Genomic DNA, 15,442 nt, shown 5'->3' with positions numbered 1-15,442 from the left:
TCAATCCACGCGATACCATCGTTGAGGCGGTCGAATTCTGCCATAGACACTCAGAACTCGTCCGCCTCATCCTCTAACTTAACGCGACCCGGTGAGCCTGGCAAGCAGTTTTATAATTTCGTTGAGTCTGTCGGCTTGTGAGTAGCGACGTTGAGCCGAGTGACTGGGCACGTCTTGATCCGTGGTTTGAGGCGTACCTCGGCTCCGGAAGCGGTGCGGGGACGCAGCGGTCTGATCGGGAGAGAGTACTCCGGGAACCGGGACAGGAGTGGGAAGCGATTGATTCAGTGGCCCAAGCCGGATTGAACTCAAAGTCCACGCTGTTCTGTAGTCCACCCCTACAAGTTACGAACCAAGACCAATTGACCGAGTGGTGGACCGAACTCGATACGTGGTGGGATACCTTCAGTAAAGCGGGCCACCAGAATGCAATTGAGATCGCTGATCTACTTGAACAATCCAACGAGTCGTGGGCAACATCCGCGGCTCCCTTCGAGACGGACCCGTTGGCTGCGGACATAACGGGGACGCGAACGCTTAGGGGGCCAGTACGACCGAGCGGTGAACTAGACTGGTCGCAGTGGCTCGCGCAGTTACTTGAACCATCTGCGGCGCTCGTCAGAGAATTGTTTGGTGTTCCAAGTGACGAACCACCGAACAAAGTACTCCGTGAGGCTCGACTCCCGAAAGAAGACGGTGGGCGACGCCGGGCAGATATTCTGGTTCGGCATCCCGACTACGGGGTCTCAATCGAAGTGAAACTCGGCGATGAGAACTATCGAAAAACGCCGGAGACGGCGCGGCTCATCGAACGGCACTACGATGACGTGCGGTGGGATCACATCCTCCTGTTACCAAAGCGGCAGCGTGGTCGTCTCAACGCAGTTGTGTCGCCAAGTATCGATGAGCACGCGGACGGGACGCGTGAGATCGTGTGGGACGAATCGGGACCAATTACCGTCCTGTACTGGCAGGACGTCGCTACAGCGGTTCGAGCGGTACTACAGCGAGGTGATGTTGTCGACGATCACTGGGCAGCCAACGCGTATCTCTTCTGTGCGACGGTTGAACAGCACATCTCGGGCTTCCAATCGCAGCCGGTGATCGACCGAATGGTCGATCCATCAGGTGTCGTTGAGACGGTGCGACCGATCGTTGTCTCAGACGCACTCGACGAACAGTTAACATATCTCCGGTCGAGACTCGGCCTATGACCGACGAGTTTCTGACCGAGGGGTTGCGTTCGGATCGCTACCTGAAGGCACTCCAACTGATTTCGCAGTTTGAAGACGAGATCGAGGCACGCCTCCGCGTGTTCGACCAAGCGTTGGTCGACGAACAGCCGGAACTTTTCGACCCGGAGACGGATATTAGCGTGAAGACCAATCGAAGCACCGGGTCGGCGCTCACGATCCATCGCATTAATCACGAGATGGAGGGGCCGAAGGCACCGGCGGATCGCAGGCAGCGACTGAATGTACACCTGTATTGGATGTCCCCGACGGACTACGATCGGACCGATGTCGACGGTGCATTACGAGCGTTCGGCTACAAAATCAAAGGTGCTGACGAAGCTGATGACCAAGCGGTTGTTGACAGCACGCGAGAGGAAGACTGGTCGCTTTCAACTGCCGGTAATCCGTTCGACTCGAACACGGTTTTCTACAAGCATGTCGGATCTGTCGACGAGCTCGAGGCGGCGCAGGCGGAACTCGTTGACCACTTCGCTACATTTGGTGGACGGTACAGCGGGGACTGAAGCCGGGCGGGTTACCGTTGATCATGACCTCGGACGAAACAAGCTCAATTGGGGCAATCAGTCACAAACATATTATATGTGAACTGGTCAGTTAGCATAACAGTCGATGTCCCTCCAATATGACGGTGGAGATCGAATCCGAAATCCGGACCGTACTGATTACCAGGTAGGGAACCGATTCAAAAAGGTTCTAGAGACACTCCCAGATTCGACGGTCCCGGAAGCGTTGGTGATAGTCGGGATTCTGACTCGTGAGCTAACCCCTGTCGATACCGATCCATCAGAGCATCGAGAAACAGCGGCGACGATTACAGACCCACCGTCTGCTGAGGCACCCGTTGAGACGGTTAAGCGAACTCTCTGGTTGCTTAGCAAGGTTCGAGAATCACTTTCGGAGGAGCGCAAACAGGCGATCGGAACGGTACTCTCCGCTTCGGGTTTGAACACGCCAGAAGGGTCTGAGTCCGAGAGGGCCCAAACGAGCGAGACGGGCGAGAGTGTCGACTCGAACGTCGATAGTTCGAACCCGACTACGAGGGACATACACGAAGACGAAGGCGGGCAAAACAATCTTGAGAAAAACTACGAGTGTGAGTTTTGTGCGGAGCCATTTGCTAGGGAGCGTGAGTTGATGTCTCATCTAACGTCGTGTACTGAGCGGCCCGATGGTGCTCGCTTCGGGTGCGACCACTGTGACCGCACATATCACTCTCAGCACGCAGTAGACCGCCATGTCGAACGCACTCATGATCCGGAGCCAGAGGAGAAAACAGTGCATCGCTGCGCTGACTGTGGCGATGAGTTCGATGCGCCGATGGATCTCCTCAGCCACAGAGCGAGTCACACGGGGCACTCGAACAAAACCGCTGACATGGACGACTCCTCAGCACCAACTGGTGGACAGCAGCTGAACGACGAATTCGTGGCTCGGGACGATGTCGGTGTTGTTGACCACTCTAATCCGGAGGATGGGTATGGGTTCATTTCGACAAGTGAGGTGACTGATGATGTGTTTTTCCACGTGAGCGACGTTGCAGGTCGATTCCCCACTGAGGACGACCTACTACAGTATGATATCCGTGAGACCGATCGTGGGTACGAAGCGGTCGATATCGAGCACAAAAAACGAGCAGAGTCAGTAACCGACCCATTCGCCAGTACACGTACGCGCTGGGGAGGGAATTGATTTCAGAAGCTCTGTTGAAATACTATTTTCAGACATAAATTGAGATGAAACACCCAGTCGCTGAAGGGTGCTTATACCGTGGTCAGTTGGTCTCGTTTTGTGTAGACAATGAGGGTAATGTAACCACCAAACACTGTGTGTGCGGCATACAGCGTCTCTCTTTCAATCATGCCGGAATACCGTGTGACTGCTAACATAAAGAATACGCCGTATAGGAGACAAGGGAGCGTAATGTATACTGTAATAGCCTTCTTCGGGGTCATGTTGCTTCATTTTCAACAACAGCATTAAAACCGTCAGATACGGGTGATTTCCACTTCGTCTGTACTGACCACACTCCGGTCAGAATGTATCACTTCCTAAGGGTTTCAACAGACCCGATAGAGTGTATATTCAGACCTATCAAAACGAATCCGCTAGAGATAGCTTGAGTCGCCTGCTTACAACCGTTTACACTCGGGACACCCCCCTCCCCCTTGGAGACAATCGTTGGAGGAGTGATTCATTTCGAACGCGATCAGTACCAGTTTTGAGCATCGTCCCCATCAGAACTCTACCAAAATGAGACCTTGGTTCAGGTCGATAACGATATGCGATTTTTTGATGGCTAGCTACGTTCTCTCGGGTCGCTTGACTACTCTCTACAGACCTTCCTGATGGTGTCGAGATGTCTTTGGGGGACCGAAGATACTCTACTACCACTCCACGGCACGGGTTTATTCGTCGCAGACGGATGGCATGTTTATGGACGAACTGACGGCGAACATCTCGTTTGATCGGTTCGCAGATATGCCAGAATTCTACGGGTCAGGTGCGGCGAAGTACCGGTTAGCGATGGTGAAAAGCCGTGATGACTTCTTAGAGTTGTTCGAAGGCGCAGACCACGTGGACGCAGTGACGTACGCGGAGACGCCTGAACTGATGGTGCAGATGCTGACCGAGTACGGTATCGGGTCGCTCGACGTGCTCATCGGGAACGCCGACGATTACGCCGGTCAGGTGAACGAGGTGGCGACGGCTCGGTCATTGGTACAGCTCCGGCAGGACGACCGGCTCGTTGTGCGTCTGAAGAATCGGAAGACAGTACACTCGAAGATCTACCGGATCGTCATGCCGGACGACACGGTGAAACTCGTTCAAGGATCGGCGAATCTGTCGCGGAATTCGTGGGAGTACCATACGAACCAGATCTCGGTGATGACAACCGAACTCGGCACGGAGTTGGACGAGTCGTTCGAACGGTTCATCGATCAATACCGAGAGGGGTACAGTAGCCAGACGCTGCTCGAGGGACTGGTCGAAGCGCTCGAAGATGCGGACTCTCCCGAAGAGCGTGAAAATCGGATCGAGTACTGGGTCGGAGCCGGCGACCTCGACGTGAGTGACACTGCGGCACTCAATCAGGACGCGGTCGAGGATCTGAAAGCGGTCGCAGACCACGTCACGGCCGTCGTCGATGATCCTGACGAGGCCGAGGAAACAGTCGCGTTCGTCGAAGACCCCGACACTGCTGATCGAACCGTCGTCGAACCAGAAGAGACCGAAAGCGAGGACTCCGACGAACCCGACGACGAGGAGACGGAACCAGACGTGGGGCTCGTCGAATCAGAGCACGAAACCGGGCTGACGGACACGCTCGATCGCCCTCGTGTCAGGACGCCCGACGAGCGGATACGGATAGGGACGAGCAAGGTCGATAAAGACACGGCGGACGAGTTCGGGGCGAGTCTCCGCGATCGCGGCGCGACAATTGAGGATCACAGCATCACCGCGCCGCTCAGCGCATACAACACGCAGGTGAAGGAATCGACGGCGATTCCGACAATGACGGTGTTGCCGGACGCGGAGCAAGTCGTGATCGGTGAGCAAGATGAGATGATTCTCGTCGCTACCGAGGAACCGACTCCTGCGGTGTTGGATCACTGCCTCGAAACGATCGAGGACTACATCGAGACCGTGGAAAATCACGGCCACACGCAGTCCGAGACGGCGGTGATGGCACAGATGTACGAGGCGTTCCTCTACGGGTTCTGGGCCCCGTTCGCAAACCAGTACGCCGAAGCGTTATCATCGCCGTCACGCACACTCGATAACGTCCTGCAGCACCTGTACATCGAAGGGAAGAGCGACGCTGGGAAGGACAAACTCACCGAGTACATCCTCCGACTGGTGTCCGACAACACCGTGATTTCCGGGGTGGACGCCGACGACGTCGGCGTCAAAGAGATCCGCGGGATTCGTGAGTGGAACACGAGCTTCCCCTACGCTATCATTGACGCGGAGAAAGAGAAGATACAGCGGTGGAGCCCGATCCGGAACTACTGGGGCGATTGGACGCCGACGAGCGTCGATCAGCCGTGCCTGATTTTCACGACGAACGATGCGCTCCCGAAATCTGAGTTCCGGAACAGAATGAAGATTCTCAGCATGGACGTGTCGTTCCCGTCAAACCCAGAGGATCCGGGATTCCGCGAGGCGCAAGAAGACCTCGCAGACGTGCTCGAACGGCAGAATCCGATCTTCAGTTACGTCGCGCGACGCATGCTCACCGACAAACCGTGGACCGACGGAAACGGCACGATCGAAGACGTTCGCCGTATCGTTCGGGAGTTCTACAAAGAGGCCGGAAGAGAGCAACCGGAGTACTTCCCTGCCGACGAACCTGCTGAGAAAACGTACGACACGGGGCGGCTCAAATGGCAGCGCGACATTCAGGGCGGCCGCGTCACGTTCGAGTCGGAGCCCGACGCGATCACGGCTGATTTCGACCGCGAGGAGTACGAGGTGTACGACTACGAGAAGCGACTCCCTAAGCGGTTCATGTCGGAGAAGTCCTCAACGAGCGTGTACATCGGCGCACCGAACGAGTTCGCAGAATGGATCGGGTACTCCGTCGAAGATCTTCTCGGGAATCCCGCGGAGACCGAGACACGGCCAGAACACTCAGTAGAAAACGAAACCGACGACAGCAACGCTGACGAGTCAAGCGGGTTCCTCTCTCGGCTTCTCGGCAGGTCATAGCGATTGCGGCGTCGGAGCGTTTCGGGTAGTATCCATCAGAATACCTCGAACTCGGTACGATACTCTCACACTTCTCTGTACACCAACCATGGGGCCTCATATTGGGTCTAAAATCGGAACGGTATTTCAGAAATCACGATTTCGGAAATCGTCGTTTCCGAAACTGGGAGCTCCATTTTGTGAGGGCGTGTTACTTGGAGAGGGTTTCAATAGACCCTTTACAGCGGAACTGACACATTGGAGTACACTCGATGTCTGTCCTCGATGATCTCTCCGGATTCGAGTTCGAGGACGTGATGGAGGACGTCTTCCGGAACCTCGGGTACGAGAACGTCCGGCAGGCGGAACGGACGGCCGACGAGGGGCGCGATATCCTGATGGAAGAGGTCGTTGACGGAACCCGGAGAGGGATTGTCATCGAGTGTAAGCACACGGGAACAGTCGGGCGGCCAGTCGTGCAGAAACTGCACTCAGCGATTGCAACCTTCGAGTTCGATGGGCCGAAACGCGGGATGGTGGCAACGACCGGTCGATTCACCGGCCCGGCCATCGACTACGCCCAGCGGCTGCGGCGGAACGACGACCCGTACCCGATCGAGCTCATCGACGGCGAGGACCTGCGTGAGATCGCTGACGAGATCGGGTTGGACCTGTACAACGGTCGGATAGAAATCCTGTGCGACGAGACGCTCCGGCCGTACGATCCGGCGACGTCGGTGACGGCACCCGTCAAGGAAGCGTTCCACGACATCGACAACATCGAGTCAGCGGATCTCCCCGATCCACATTCTCAAATTACGTTCCGGCCGGTCGTTGCTGTGACAGCGGACACAAACGCGGTCTTCGAAACGTCGGTCGGCGTGATTCACCGGGTCAACGACCGGTCTCAGTTAGTTGCCCACACCGAACGCGGCCACCCGAAAAACGCGGGAGAAGACGTCTCGGATCTGGTGGTAGAGAACCTCCACGCGACCGTCGATCTCGACACGGAGCAGTTCAAGAAGCTGTACGATACCATCGAAGAGCGACGATTCGGGCAGACGCAGACCGAGTACAAAGACTGGGCTGTCGACCGGCTCAGAGAACGCCACACGACGACGGTCTCCTACACGGGAGACAACAACGTCACGTACACGAAAACGTGCGAACCGAAGAGCTCCGACGTCTCAGTACAGTCGATCGAACCGGTGTATCTCCCGCAGGTACGACACACGACTGAACTGCGGGAGTACGCGTATCCGTACGAGTACTTCGCGGCGGGACCGTCACGCGTGACGAGCGAAGACGGGATTCATCAGTGTGTTCACTGTGATACAGCCGGACCCAATAACGACTACACGTACTGTGCGAACTGCGGGAGTATCAACTGCGACTCGCATATCAAGACCGAGCGGTTGGAGGGCACTCCCGTCTGTACCGGGTGCGCGGTGACCGAGCGGTTCGCGTTCAAGACCAAGTACTTCTACGACGCGGAGAACCGGGACGCGTTCCGCGAAGAGTACGAGTCGATGCCGTTCTACGAGAAAGCGATGGAGAACACGCTACTCGCCGTCGGCACGGTCGTCGTAGCCGTGCTCATCTTACTCGGAGTGCTGGTCAGTCTCGGTGGAATATAACCCGGTTAGTCCGCGTGTAGTTCCGTTTATAAGCGCAACCGCAGATTCGTTATTGGAACAGGGGTGCGCACCGAATACAACCCGTCGTATATATAAACGAACGGCGGAATCGCCGAACCCGGATCGTTGCCCGTCGCTGTCTCGACGGGCAGTCACGCGGGTCGCCCACCCCCCGGTCAGAAATCGACCCGCCGAGTCGAATATTACTCTAGGGCAATTACCTGGGTCCCTTTTTAACCTGCAGACCATATGGTCGCTCACACGGCGAAAAAACGGAGTTTCAGACGTCGGATCTGAACGAGGGCGGATCAATGCCGCACAGGCAACGGTAGCCCTCTCACGGCAATGACCTGGGTTCGAATCCCAGCCGGAGCATCCTAATCCGACGCCTTCTCCCGATTTTTGCCGTGAACTAACCAGAGGTAAACCGATGTTCACGGGCAATACGACTCCAAAGGTGTATCGAACCTACCGCTGTCTGGCGATTAGTAAAAGTGAGGCAACGACCGAGGGTATCGCCGAGAGGGCCAAGCAGCGACGCCGAGTGACGGATTCACCGCCCACCCGGACGGGTTCGGGCCTGAGCACACGGACAGCTCCCTCCCTCACCGAGCGAAGTCGGTAGACTGAGCGAAGTACGGCGGGGGTGGTGACCAGAGTCTAAGGGTGCCTACTGATTTATTCAGCCTCGTCAGTTAGTTATGGCAACCGTTGACTATTCACGTGCTGAGTGATGGCAGTAGCATATGGCGATTGACCGTGTGACCGTTTCACTCGATAAGGATGCGAAGGAGGCACTTGATGATCTCACTGAACGAACGGGACACGGGCAAAGCGAGCTACTGCGGCGTGCGTTGACGTTCTACGCGGCTAATTACCAGGCCGCAGCGACTGACGCGGGGACGAAACTCGGCGATTATCATAAAATGCTCTCGGGCGGTGAACACGTTCTTCTTGACGTCGACTTCCTCCACTGCTTCCTCGATTACGTGTCCGATAGCGACGACGAGCCGGATCCCGACTTCTTAGCGAAAGCGGACCAAGTCTCTGAGTATCACGCACACGAGTACGACGGTGAGTTTGAGACGCTCGATGAGTTGCTGGAGTGGCTCTCGCTGTGCGGGTTTTTGAGTGTCCGCCGTAGCGACGATAATCGGTATCACGTCGTGTTCCCGTCAGATCAGATCCGATGGTTTATGACTCGCTTCATCGAACGGAGCGCGGCGAATCTCCCCTTCGACATCGTCATTGAGGAGGGGTTAACGAAGGTGCTAATCACTGAGACGAGACCGGACAACTGAGAGCAATCCCTGGTCGGTAATCGGCGATACTCCAGTAGTATGCAGAATTCATACTGATTCATACGGCAACATCGCGCGGCGCATTACGTGTGAGTTTCTAACAACTATATATTTATACAGAGATACATATGTGTCTCGTAGCCATGTCAGATGATAGCACGTTTGCGGTGCGGCTCAAACGGCGCCGGTTCGTTCGGCTGAGTGGAGCTGCCGGCGTCGCAGCCTTGGCAGGGTGCAGTAGTCAGGAGGACCTCCAAGGCGACGGTGGTGACGGTGGAGACGGCGGTGACGGGTCCGACGACGGCGATGACGGTGATGATGGCGGTGACGGCGACGACGGCGATGACGACGGGTCAAACGGCGGCGACCCGATCGGTGTCGGTGTCGTGATCCCGTTCAGCGGTGATCTGAGTGACTTCGGGCAACCGATGTTGAATGGCCTGGAAATGGCACAAGAGGATATCAACGCCGCCGGTGGGCCGCTCGGCAGAGAGATCGAACTGTTCGATGAGGATTCGGAAACCAATTCGACTGCGGGGGTCAACTCGGCGAACTCCCTCGTGAACACGCAGAATGTCTCAGGACTGATCGGGGCGGTTTCGAGCGGCGTGACGATCAGTATCGCCCAGTCAGTGAGTATCCCGAACGAGATTCTACACATCACGTCCGCGTCGTCGTCACCGACGATCAGCACGCTAGACGACAACGACCTCGTGTTCCGGACGCGGACGAACGACCGGTTTATCGCACAGGTCATGGCGCAGGTCATCGAAGACGAGGGAGTGGACTCCGCGGCAGTTCTCTACATTAACAACGATTTCGGGGCGGCGCTCGCGGACACGTTCGAGGAAACGTTTAGCGGGACGACGACGGCCACGGTCGGGTACGAGTCCGGACAGTCCTCGTACCAGCAGGCGTTGTCCGAGCTGTACGCTGACGACCCGGAGTTCATCGCGTACGCAGGGTATCCGGAAAGCGGGACCACCATTCTGAATCAGTGGAACGAAGAAGGGTACGGTGGGAACTGGGTGCTGCACACGAGTCTCCTCTCACAGGACTTCCTCACCAACGTCGGCGCGGATATCCTCAACGGGATGTACGGCGTGCGGACGCTCCCGCCGACCGGCGACGCAACGAGTACTTTCGAGGAGGATTACGCCGACGCGTACCCGGACGCCGACCTGTTCTCGCCGTACTCGTGGAACTCGTACGACGCGCTCGTCTCCTACGCGCTCGCGGTCCATCACGCTGGCACGACCGATCCCAACACGGTCAAAGAAAGCATGCGGCCGGTCTCGAATCCCGAGGGCGAGGGCGTGAGTTACGCGGCGGTCGGTGACGGGTTCGACCTGATCGATGACGGGACGGCGATCGATTACTCGGGGCCGAGCGGCGAGGTGAATTACGACGAGAACGGCGACGTCGCCAGTGACATGGTCATCGTGCAAGTCGAAGACGGCGAGTTCGTCGATCAGGAAACGATCCCGGCCGGTGACCTGATCTAACGGTTTCGCATCCTGTAGCCGCACTACGGGATGCCCGCGCTCTATCACCAACCCATCCATGACTAGCAGCTACACTCAACGGGTGCATCGACCGCTCCGCGGCGGGGGAGCCAATGACTGACAGCGATATCCGTGTCGGTGTGGATATCGGGGGCACGTTCACCGATCTTGTCACGATCTCGGACGGAACGCTTGACGTTACGAAGACGTCGTCGACGCCTGCAGCGCCGGAAGACGGAGTAACGGATGGCCTCGAAAAAACGCGCGAGAAAACCGGGGTTCAGTTCGATGCCGTCGATTTCTTCGCACACGGGACGACGGTCGCGACGAACGCAGTACTTGAGGAAGAGTGGGCGGACACCGCGTTGGTCACGACCGGCGGGTTCCGTGACGTGCTCGAAATCGGCCGGCAGGCGCGCCCCGACATCTACGATTTCCAAACGGAGAAACCGGCGACCGTCGTTCCGCGAAACCACCGGTATGAGATCCCGGAACGGCTAGACGAACGGGGCGACGTTTCGACACCGCTCGATGAAGCGGCCGCTCGTGACGTCGCAGCGCGACTCGTTGACGCGGATATTTCGAGCGTTGCGATCAGCCTCCTCTTCTCGTACGAGAACGACGTGCATGAGCGTCGTATCAAAGAGATACTGCAGGCAGAGGGCGTTGACGCGTCGTTCTCGTTGTCGAGCGAGGTACTGCCCGAGATCCGCGAGTACGAGCGGACGCTGACGACAGCGCTTAACGCGGCGCTGAAGCCGGTGATGGACCGGTATCTCGGAAGTCTCGAAACCGAGATCGCCGATCTCGGTATCCGCCCGGATCTTGAGATCATGCAGTCGAACGGGGGTATCATCACCGCCGATATCGCACGGACGCGCCCGGTCAACACGCTGCTTTCGGGCCCGGCAGCGGGCGTCCAGGGGGCGAGTTACGTGGCCGGGCTCGCCGGGATCGAGAATCTCATCACGATGGATATGGGCGGCACGTCGTGTGACGTCTCGCTCGTCGAGGGCGGCGATCCGATGGTCGCCACCGACGTGGAGGTCGGCGAGTACCCGGTCAACGTACCGATGATCGATATCCACACGGTCGGTGCCGGCGGCGGCTCGATCGCGTGGATCGACGACGGTGACGCGCTCCGCGTCGGACCGCGGTCCGCGGGCGCTGAACCGGGGCCGATCTGTTACGGTCGCGGCGGGACCAGCCCGACAATCACGGACGCGCAGCTCCTCTTAGGGCGTTTGAACCCGGACGCGTTCCTGTCCGATGCGCTGTCAGTCGATGTGGATCGCGTCGAGGAGATCTTCGAACGGGAGCTCGCCGGCCCGCTCGGGAAGTCCGTCGAGGGTGCCGCGCAGGGCGTGCTCGACGTCGCCAATGCGAGCATGGAGCGGGCGTTACGCGTGGTGTCGGTCGAACGCGGGTACGACCCGCGGGAGTTCGGGCTCGTCGCGTTCGGCGGGGCCGGGCCGCTCCACGCGACGACGCTCGCGGCTGAACTCGATATCCCGCGGGTACTCATCCCGCGGACCGCCGGTGTGCTTTCTGCGCTCGGGTTACTGATCAGCGACATCCTGTACGACTACAGTACCTCCCGCGTTCGGAACTGGGAGAGTGTCGATCCGAGCTCCCTCCAAGCGACCTTCGACGAGTTCGTCGCTCAAGGCCGCGAGCAGCTGGAGAACGAGAACCTGGCGGAGTCACAGATGCGGTTCGAGCGGTCAGTCGATCTGCGCTACGCCGGGCAGTCCTTCGAACTGTCCGTCCCAGTCCCTGACGGGGAACTTGATTCACAGACCAAAGCCACGATTCGAGACCGGTTCCACACCACGCACCGGCAGCGCTACGGGCACGCCTACGACGACGAGCCGATTGAGTTGGTCACGCTTCGCACACGCGCTCGCGGCCTCGTCGAGACGCCGAATCTCCGGCACGACACGACCACGGGCGACACTGCGGACGCGATCACCGAGGAGCGCCCGGTTCACTTCGACGGCGAGGTGCGTGACACGCGCGTGTACCGGCGGGAGCAGTTACCGGCCGCTGGCAGTTTCACCGGGCCGGCGATCGTGGAAGGCGCAGAGAGCACGGTTGTCGTCCGTCCGGAGCAGTCCGTCGAGGTCGACGAGTACGGCAGTCTCATCGTGGAGGTCCAATCATGAGCGACTCCCCACCCATCGATTCGGTAACGCTTGAGGTGACCCGGAACGCGGCCGCGGCGGTCTGCGAGGAGATGAACGCGAACCTGATTCGAACGGGGTACTCGCCGAACATCAAGGAACGACGCGACTGCTCGTGTGCCCTGTTCGACGCGGACGCCGAGATGATCGCGCAGGCGGAGAACATGCCCGTCCACCTCGGTTCGATGCCGTTCTCGGTTCGGGCCGCGATCGATCGGTTCCCGCGAGAGTCGCTGGACCCCGGCGATGCGATACTGCTTAACGACCCGTTTTACGGCGGGGCGCATCTCCCGGATCTCACGCTCGTCACGCCGGTGTATCACGACGGCGAGCTCATCGCGTTCACCGCGAACCGCGCGCACCACGCGGACGTCGGCGGGTCACACGCCGGGAGCGTCTCCGCGGATTCGACCGAGATCTATCAGGAGGGTCTCCGGATCCCGCCGGTGAAACTCTTCGAAGGGGGCGACCCGAACGACGCCGTTTTCGAGATGATCCTCTCGAACGTCCGGACGCCAAACGAACGCCGCGGCGACCTCCGGGCGCAGGAAGCCGCGAACGAGACCGGGCGGCGTCGCTTCGGCGAACTCGCGGACCGGTACGGGGCAGCCAAATTGGGAGTCGCGCTGGAAGAGATCAAAAACTACTCCGAACGCCGCATGCGGTCGGAGATCGAGTCGCTGCCCGACGGGACGTACTCGTTCGCGGACGTACTCGATGACGACGGCGCTGGGAACGTCGACCTCCCCATCGAAGTCGCGCTGACGATCGACGGCGACGAGATCCTCGTCGATTTCACCGGCTCCGCAGATCAGACCGCTGGTCCAGTCAACGCGGTCTTCGCCGTGACCGCGTCCGCGACGTACTACGCGGTTCGATGCGTGACCGACCCGGAGATACCACCGAACCACGGGTGTTACCGACCGATCACGATCGATGCCCCGGAAAAGAGCATCGTGAATCCGGACCCGCCCGCGGCCGTCGTCGGCGGGAATCTGGAGACGTCGCAACGCGTGACGGACGTCGTGTTAGGCGCGTTCGCCGACGTCGTCCCTGAGAAAGTCGTCGCGGGGTCGCAAGGCACCATGAACAACGTCACCTTCGGCGGGGAGGATCCCCGGTCGAACGAACCGTACGCGTTCTACGAGACCCAGGGCGGCGGGTTCGGTGGACGCGCCGGGAAAGACGGACTGGACGGTGTGCACGTCCACATGTCGAACACGATGAACACGCCGGCGGAGGTGCTCGAAACCGCGTACCCGCTCCGCGTTGCCCGGTACGAGCTCCGAGAGGATTCGGGCGGGGCGGGCGAGTTCCGCGGTGGACTCGGACTGCGTCGTGACATCACCGTCAGGGACCACACGGCATCATTTAGCCTCCTCGCGGACCGGCAAACGCACCGTCCGTACGGACTGCTGGGCGGCACCGACGGTGAGTCCGGGAGCGCAGTCCGTATCGACCCAGACGGTGGGACTGAGCGCCTGCCGCAGAAATCCACTCACTCACTGCGTCCGGGGACGACGGTGAGTATTCGAACGCCCGGAGCCGGCGGGTACGGCGATCCGGCCGCCCGGTCGAAGGCGGCGATCGAACGGGACCTTCGCACGGAGAAACTCTCGATCGAGCAGGCCCGAGACGCGTACGGTGACGTGGTTATCAACGAGATCACTGGGTCGGACACCAACTCCGTGAACAACGGTGGACAATCCGATGAATGAGCCACACCAACTCCCCGCTTGGCCTGCGGCTTGCGCCTCACCTCGCCGTTGTGAGCATGGGCTACGTGATGTTCGGGTACGCCGGCGTCCCGGACTTCTATCTGAATCAGTACGACATCAGCTACGCGTCGTTCGGCCTCATGCTCTCAGCGACCCTGCTTCCGTTCGTCTTGGTGCAGTGGCCAGCGAGCAGACTCGTGGAGCGAACCACGACGACCCGACTGCTGATTACTGCGACGGTCGTCCAAGCGGGGCTCGCGGTGACCGTGGACTTCGCTCCGACGTTCCCAACGGTACTCGGCCTCCGGTTCCTGTGGGGAATCGCCGCCGGGCTGGTTCTCAGTGTCGGTGCGACACACGTCGCTCGCCTCTACAGTGGGGACGCCGCGAGCCGGCAGCAAGGCGTGTACGGCGGGATGCTGACGCTCGGCGGGGCATTCGGCTTCCTGATCACGCCGTGGCTCGTGACGGCGACGAACGGGATCGGTATCCACGCGCTCGGCACGCTCATTGCGATTCCCGCCGTCGGGACCTTGTATCTCAATCGTGCCGACCGACTGACAGCCCCGTCGGAAACGGCGTCCGACGCAGCCGGCGCATCGGTGCTGACGAACCCGGTCGTCGTTCTCGCGTCGCTCTGCTACGTCGCCGCCATCGGGTCGTACCTGACGCTCTCAGCGTTCATCACCTCGTACTTCGAAGACCTCGGAATCCTCGGTCCGCTGAACGCGCTCGTTCTCGGGGTCGCAACGCTCGGCCGGGCGGCCGGCGGAAGCGCAGTCGTCGGCTTTCGGATAACCGACCCGAAAATCATCGCGGGAGCGTCGACAGTGGCCGCACTCGGGTTTGGCACACTCGCCGCAGCGCCTTCGGGCCAGTTTCGCGTCGGACTGCCGCTCCTCACCATGTTGGCGGTGTCACTCCCGTTCGGGGCGATATACAACGTCGCCGCGGACACGACTGCCGCCGAAGGCAGCGCGCTAGCGATGGTCATCGCGGTCGGCAATCTCGTCGCACTCGTGTTGCCGGTCGTCACCGGCTCCATCCGGGACGCCACCGGGGGGTACGAGGGCGCATTTATGCTACTGGTCGGACTGAACGTACTCGCAATCGGTGCAGCGGTCCTCATCACACGAACACGCTAATGACACGA

The 15,442-nt window shown here is 59.5% G+C and carries 11 protein-coding genes; 10 read left to right on the top strand and 1 reads right to left on the bottom strand.

Translation table 11 applies throughout. The features are described 5' to 3' along the window. Window positions 1-137 precede the first annotated feature (137 nt). A complete protein-coding gene (locus C468_RS18955) occupies window positions 138-1,214 on the top strand; it encodes a hypothetical protein (protein ID WP_241430971.1) in 1,077 nt (358 codons plus the stop codon). Beyond that, complete coding sequence (locus tag C468_RS04590; protein WP_008847702.1) at window positions 1,211-1,759, top strand: hypothetical protein; 549 nt, start codon at window positions 1,211-1,213, stop codon at window positions 1,757-1,759. The genes C468_RS18955 and C468_RS04590 overlap by 4 nt, the downstream gene beginning before the upstream one ends. A 640-nt stretch (window positions 1,760-2,399) precedes the next feature. Here C468_RS04590 and C468_RS04585 read toward each other — a convergent pair. Then, window positions 2,400-2,591: a hypothetical protein gene (locus C468_RS04585; protein WP_008847701.1), complete on the bottom strand. Its 192-nt coding sequence runs from the start codon at window positions 2,589-2,591 to the stop codon at window positions 2,400-2,402. Between the two features lie 39 nt (window positions 2,592-2,630). On the opposite strand from C468_RS04585, the gene C468_RS17455 reads away from it, so the two are divergent. From C468_RS17455 to C468_RS04545, 8 genes are all read left to right on the top strand, one after another. Continuing rightward, complete coding sequence (locus tag C468_RS17455) at window positions 2,631-2,945, top strand: cold shock domain-containing protein (RefSeq protein WP_161609719.1); 315 nt, start codon at window positions 2,631-2,633, stop codon at window positions 2,943-2,945. A 744-nt stretch (window positions 2,946-3,689) separates the two neighbouring features. After that, window positions 3,690-5,966 (top strand): hypothetical protein, encoded by a 2,277-nt coding sequence (locus C468_RS04575; protein WP_008847700.1) that lies wholly within the window; start codon window positions 3,690-3,692, stop codon window positions 5,964-5,966. A gap of 251 nt (window positions 5,967-6,217) precedes the next feature. Beyond that, entirely contained in the window at window positions 6,218-7,582 is a 1,365-nt protein-coding gene (locus C468_RS04570) for a restriction endonuclease (protein ID WP_008847699.1), read from the top strand. 746 nt (window positions 7,583-8,328) lie between these two features. Further along, window positions 8,329-8,883 (top strand): ribbon-helix-helix protein, CopG family, encoded by a 555-nt coding sequence (locus C468_RS04565; protein ID WP_008847698.1) that lies wholly within the window; start codon window positions 8,329-8,331, stop codon window positions 8,881-8,883. A 143-nt stretch (window positions 8,884-9,026) separates the two neighbouring features. Further along, window positions 9,027-10,388 (top strand): ABC transporter substrate-binding protein, encoded by a 1,362-nt coding sequence (locus tag C468_RS04560; protein WP_169330896.1) that lies wholly within the window; start codon window positions 9,027-9,029, stop codon window positions 10,386-10,388. A 113-nt stretch (window positions 10,389-10,501) separates the two neighbouring features. Continuing rightward, window positions 10,502-12,553 (top strand): hydantoinase/oxoprolinase family protein, encoded by a 2,052-nt coding sequence (locus C468_RS04555; protein ID WP_049912014.1) that lies wholly within the window; start codon window positions 10,502-10,504, stop codon window positions 12,551-12,553. Next, the gene (locus C468_RS04550) at window positions 12,550-14,289 is read left to right on the top strand and encodes a hydantoinase B/oxoprolinase family protein (RefSeq protein ID WP_049912012.1); all 1,740 of its coding nucleotides are present in this window, start codon (window positions 12,550-12,552) and stop codon (window positions 14,287-14,289) included. The genes C468_RS04555 and C468_RS04550 overlap by 4 nt, the downstream gene beginning before the upstream one ends. Next, window positions 14,286-15,434 (top strand): MFS transporter, encoded by a 1,149-nt coding sequence (locus C468_RS04545; RefSeq protein WP_049912011.1) that lies wholly within the window; start codon window positions 14,286-14,288, stop codon window positions 15,432-15,434. The genes C468_RS04550 and C468_RS04545 overlap by 4 nt, the downstream gene beginning before the upstream one ends. The last annotated feature ends 8 nt before the right edge of the window (window positions 15,435-15,442 follow it).

It is taken from the genome of Halorubrum kocurii JCM 14978 (genome assembly GCF_000337355.1).
Lineage (GTDB): Archaea > Halobacteriota > Halobacteria > Halobacteriales > Haloferacaceae > Halorubrum > Halorubrum kocurii.
The sequence above is the reverse complement of the archived record's forward strand: the minus strand, read 5'-3'. Positions and strand labels throughout refer to the sequence as shown.

Coding starts and splice junctions, on each gene's coding strand:
- C468_RS04590 (WP_008847702.1), top strand. CDS start 1,211: ATGACCGACGAGTTTCTGACCGAGGGGTTGCGTTCGGATCGCTACCTG.
- C468_RS17455 (WP_161609719.1), top strand. CDS start 2,631: ATGGACGACTCCTCAGCACCAACTGGTGGACAGCAGCTGAACGACGAA.
- C468_RS04575 (WP_008847700.1), top strand. CDS start 3,690: ATGGACGAACTGACGGCGAACATCTCGTTTGATCGGTTCGCAGATATG.
- C468_RS04570 (WP_008847699.1), top strand. CDS start 6,218: ATGTCTGTCCTCGATGATCTCTCCGGATTCGAGTTCGAGGACGTGATG.
- C468_RS04565 (WP_008847698.1), top strand. CDS start 8,329: ATGGCGATTGACCGTGTGACCGTTTCACTCGATAAGGATGCGAAGGAG.
- C468_RS04560 (WP_169330896.1), top strand. CDS start 9,027: ATGTCAGATGATAGCACGTTTGCGGTGCGGCTCAAACGGCGCCGGTTC.
- C468_RS04555 (WP_049912014.1), top strand. CDS start 10,502: ATGACTGACAGCGATATCCGTGTCGGTGTGGATATCGGGGGCACGTTC.
- C468_RS04550 (WP_049912012.1), top strand. CDS start 12,550: ATGAGCGACTCCCCACCCATCGATTCGGTAACGCTTGAGGTGACCCGG.
- C468_RS04545 (WP_049912011.1), top strand. CDS start 14,286: ATGAGCCACACCAACTCCCCGCTTGGCCTGCGGCTTGCGCCTCACCTC.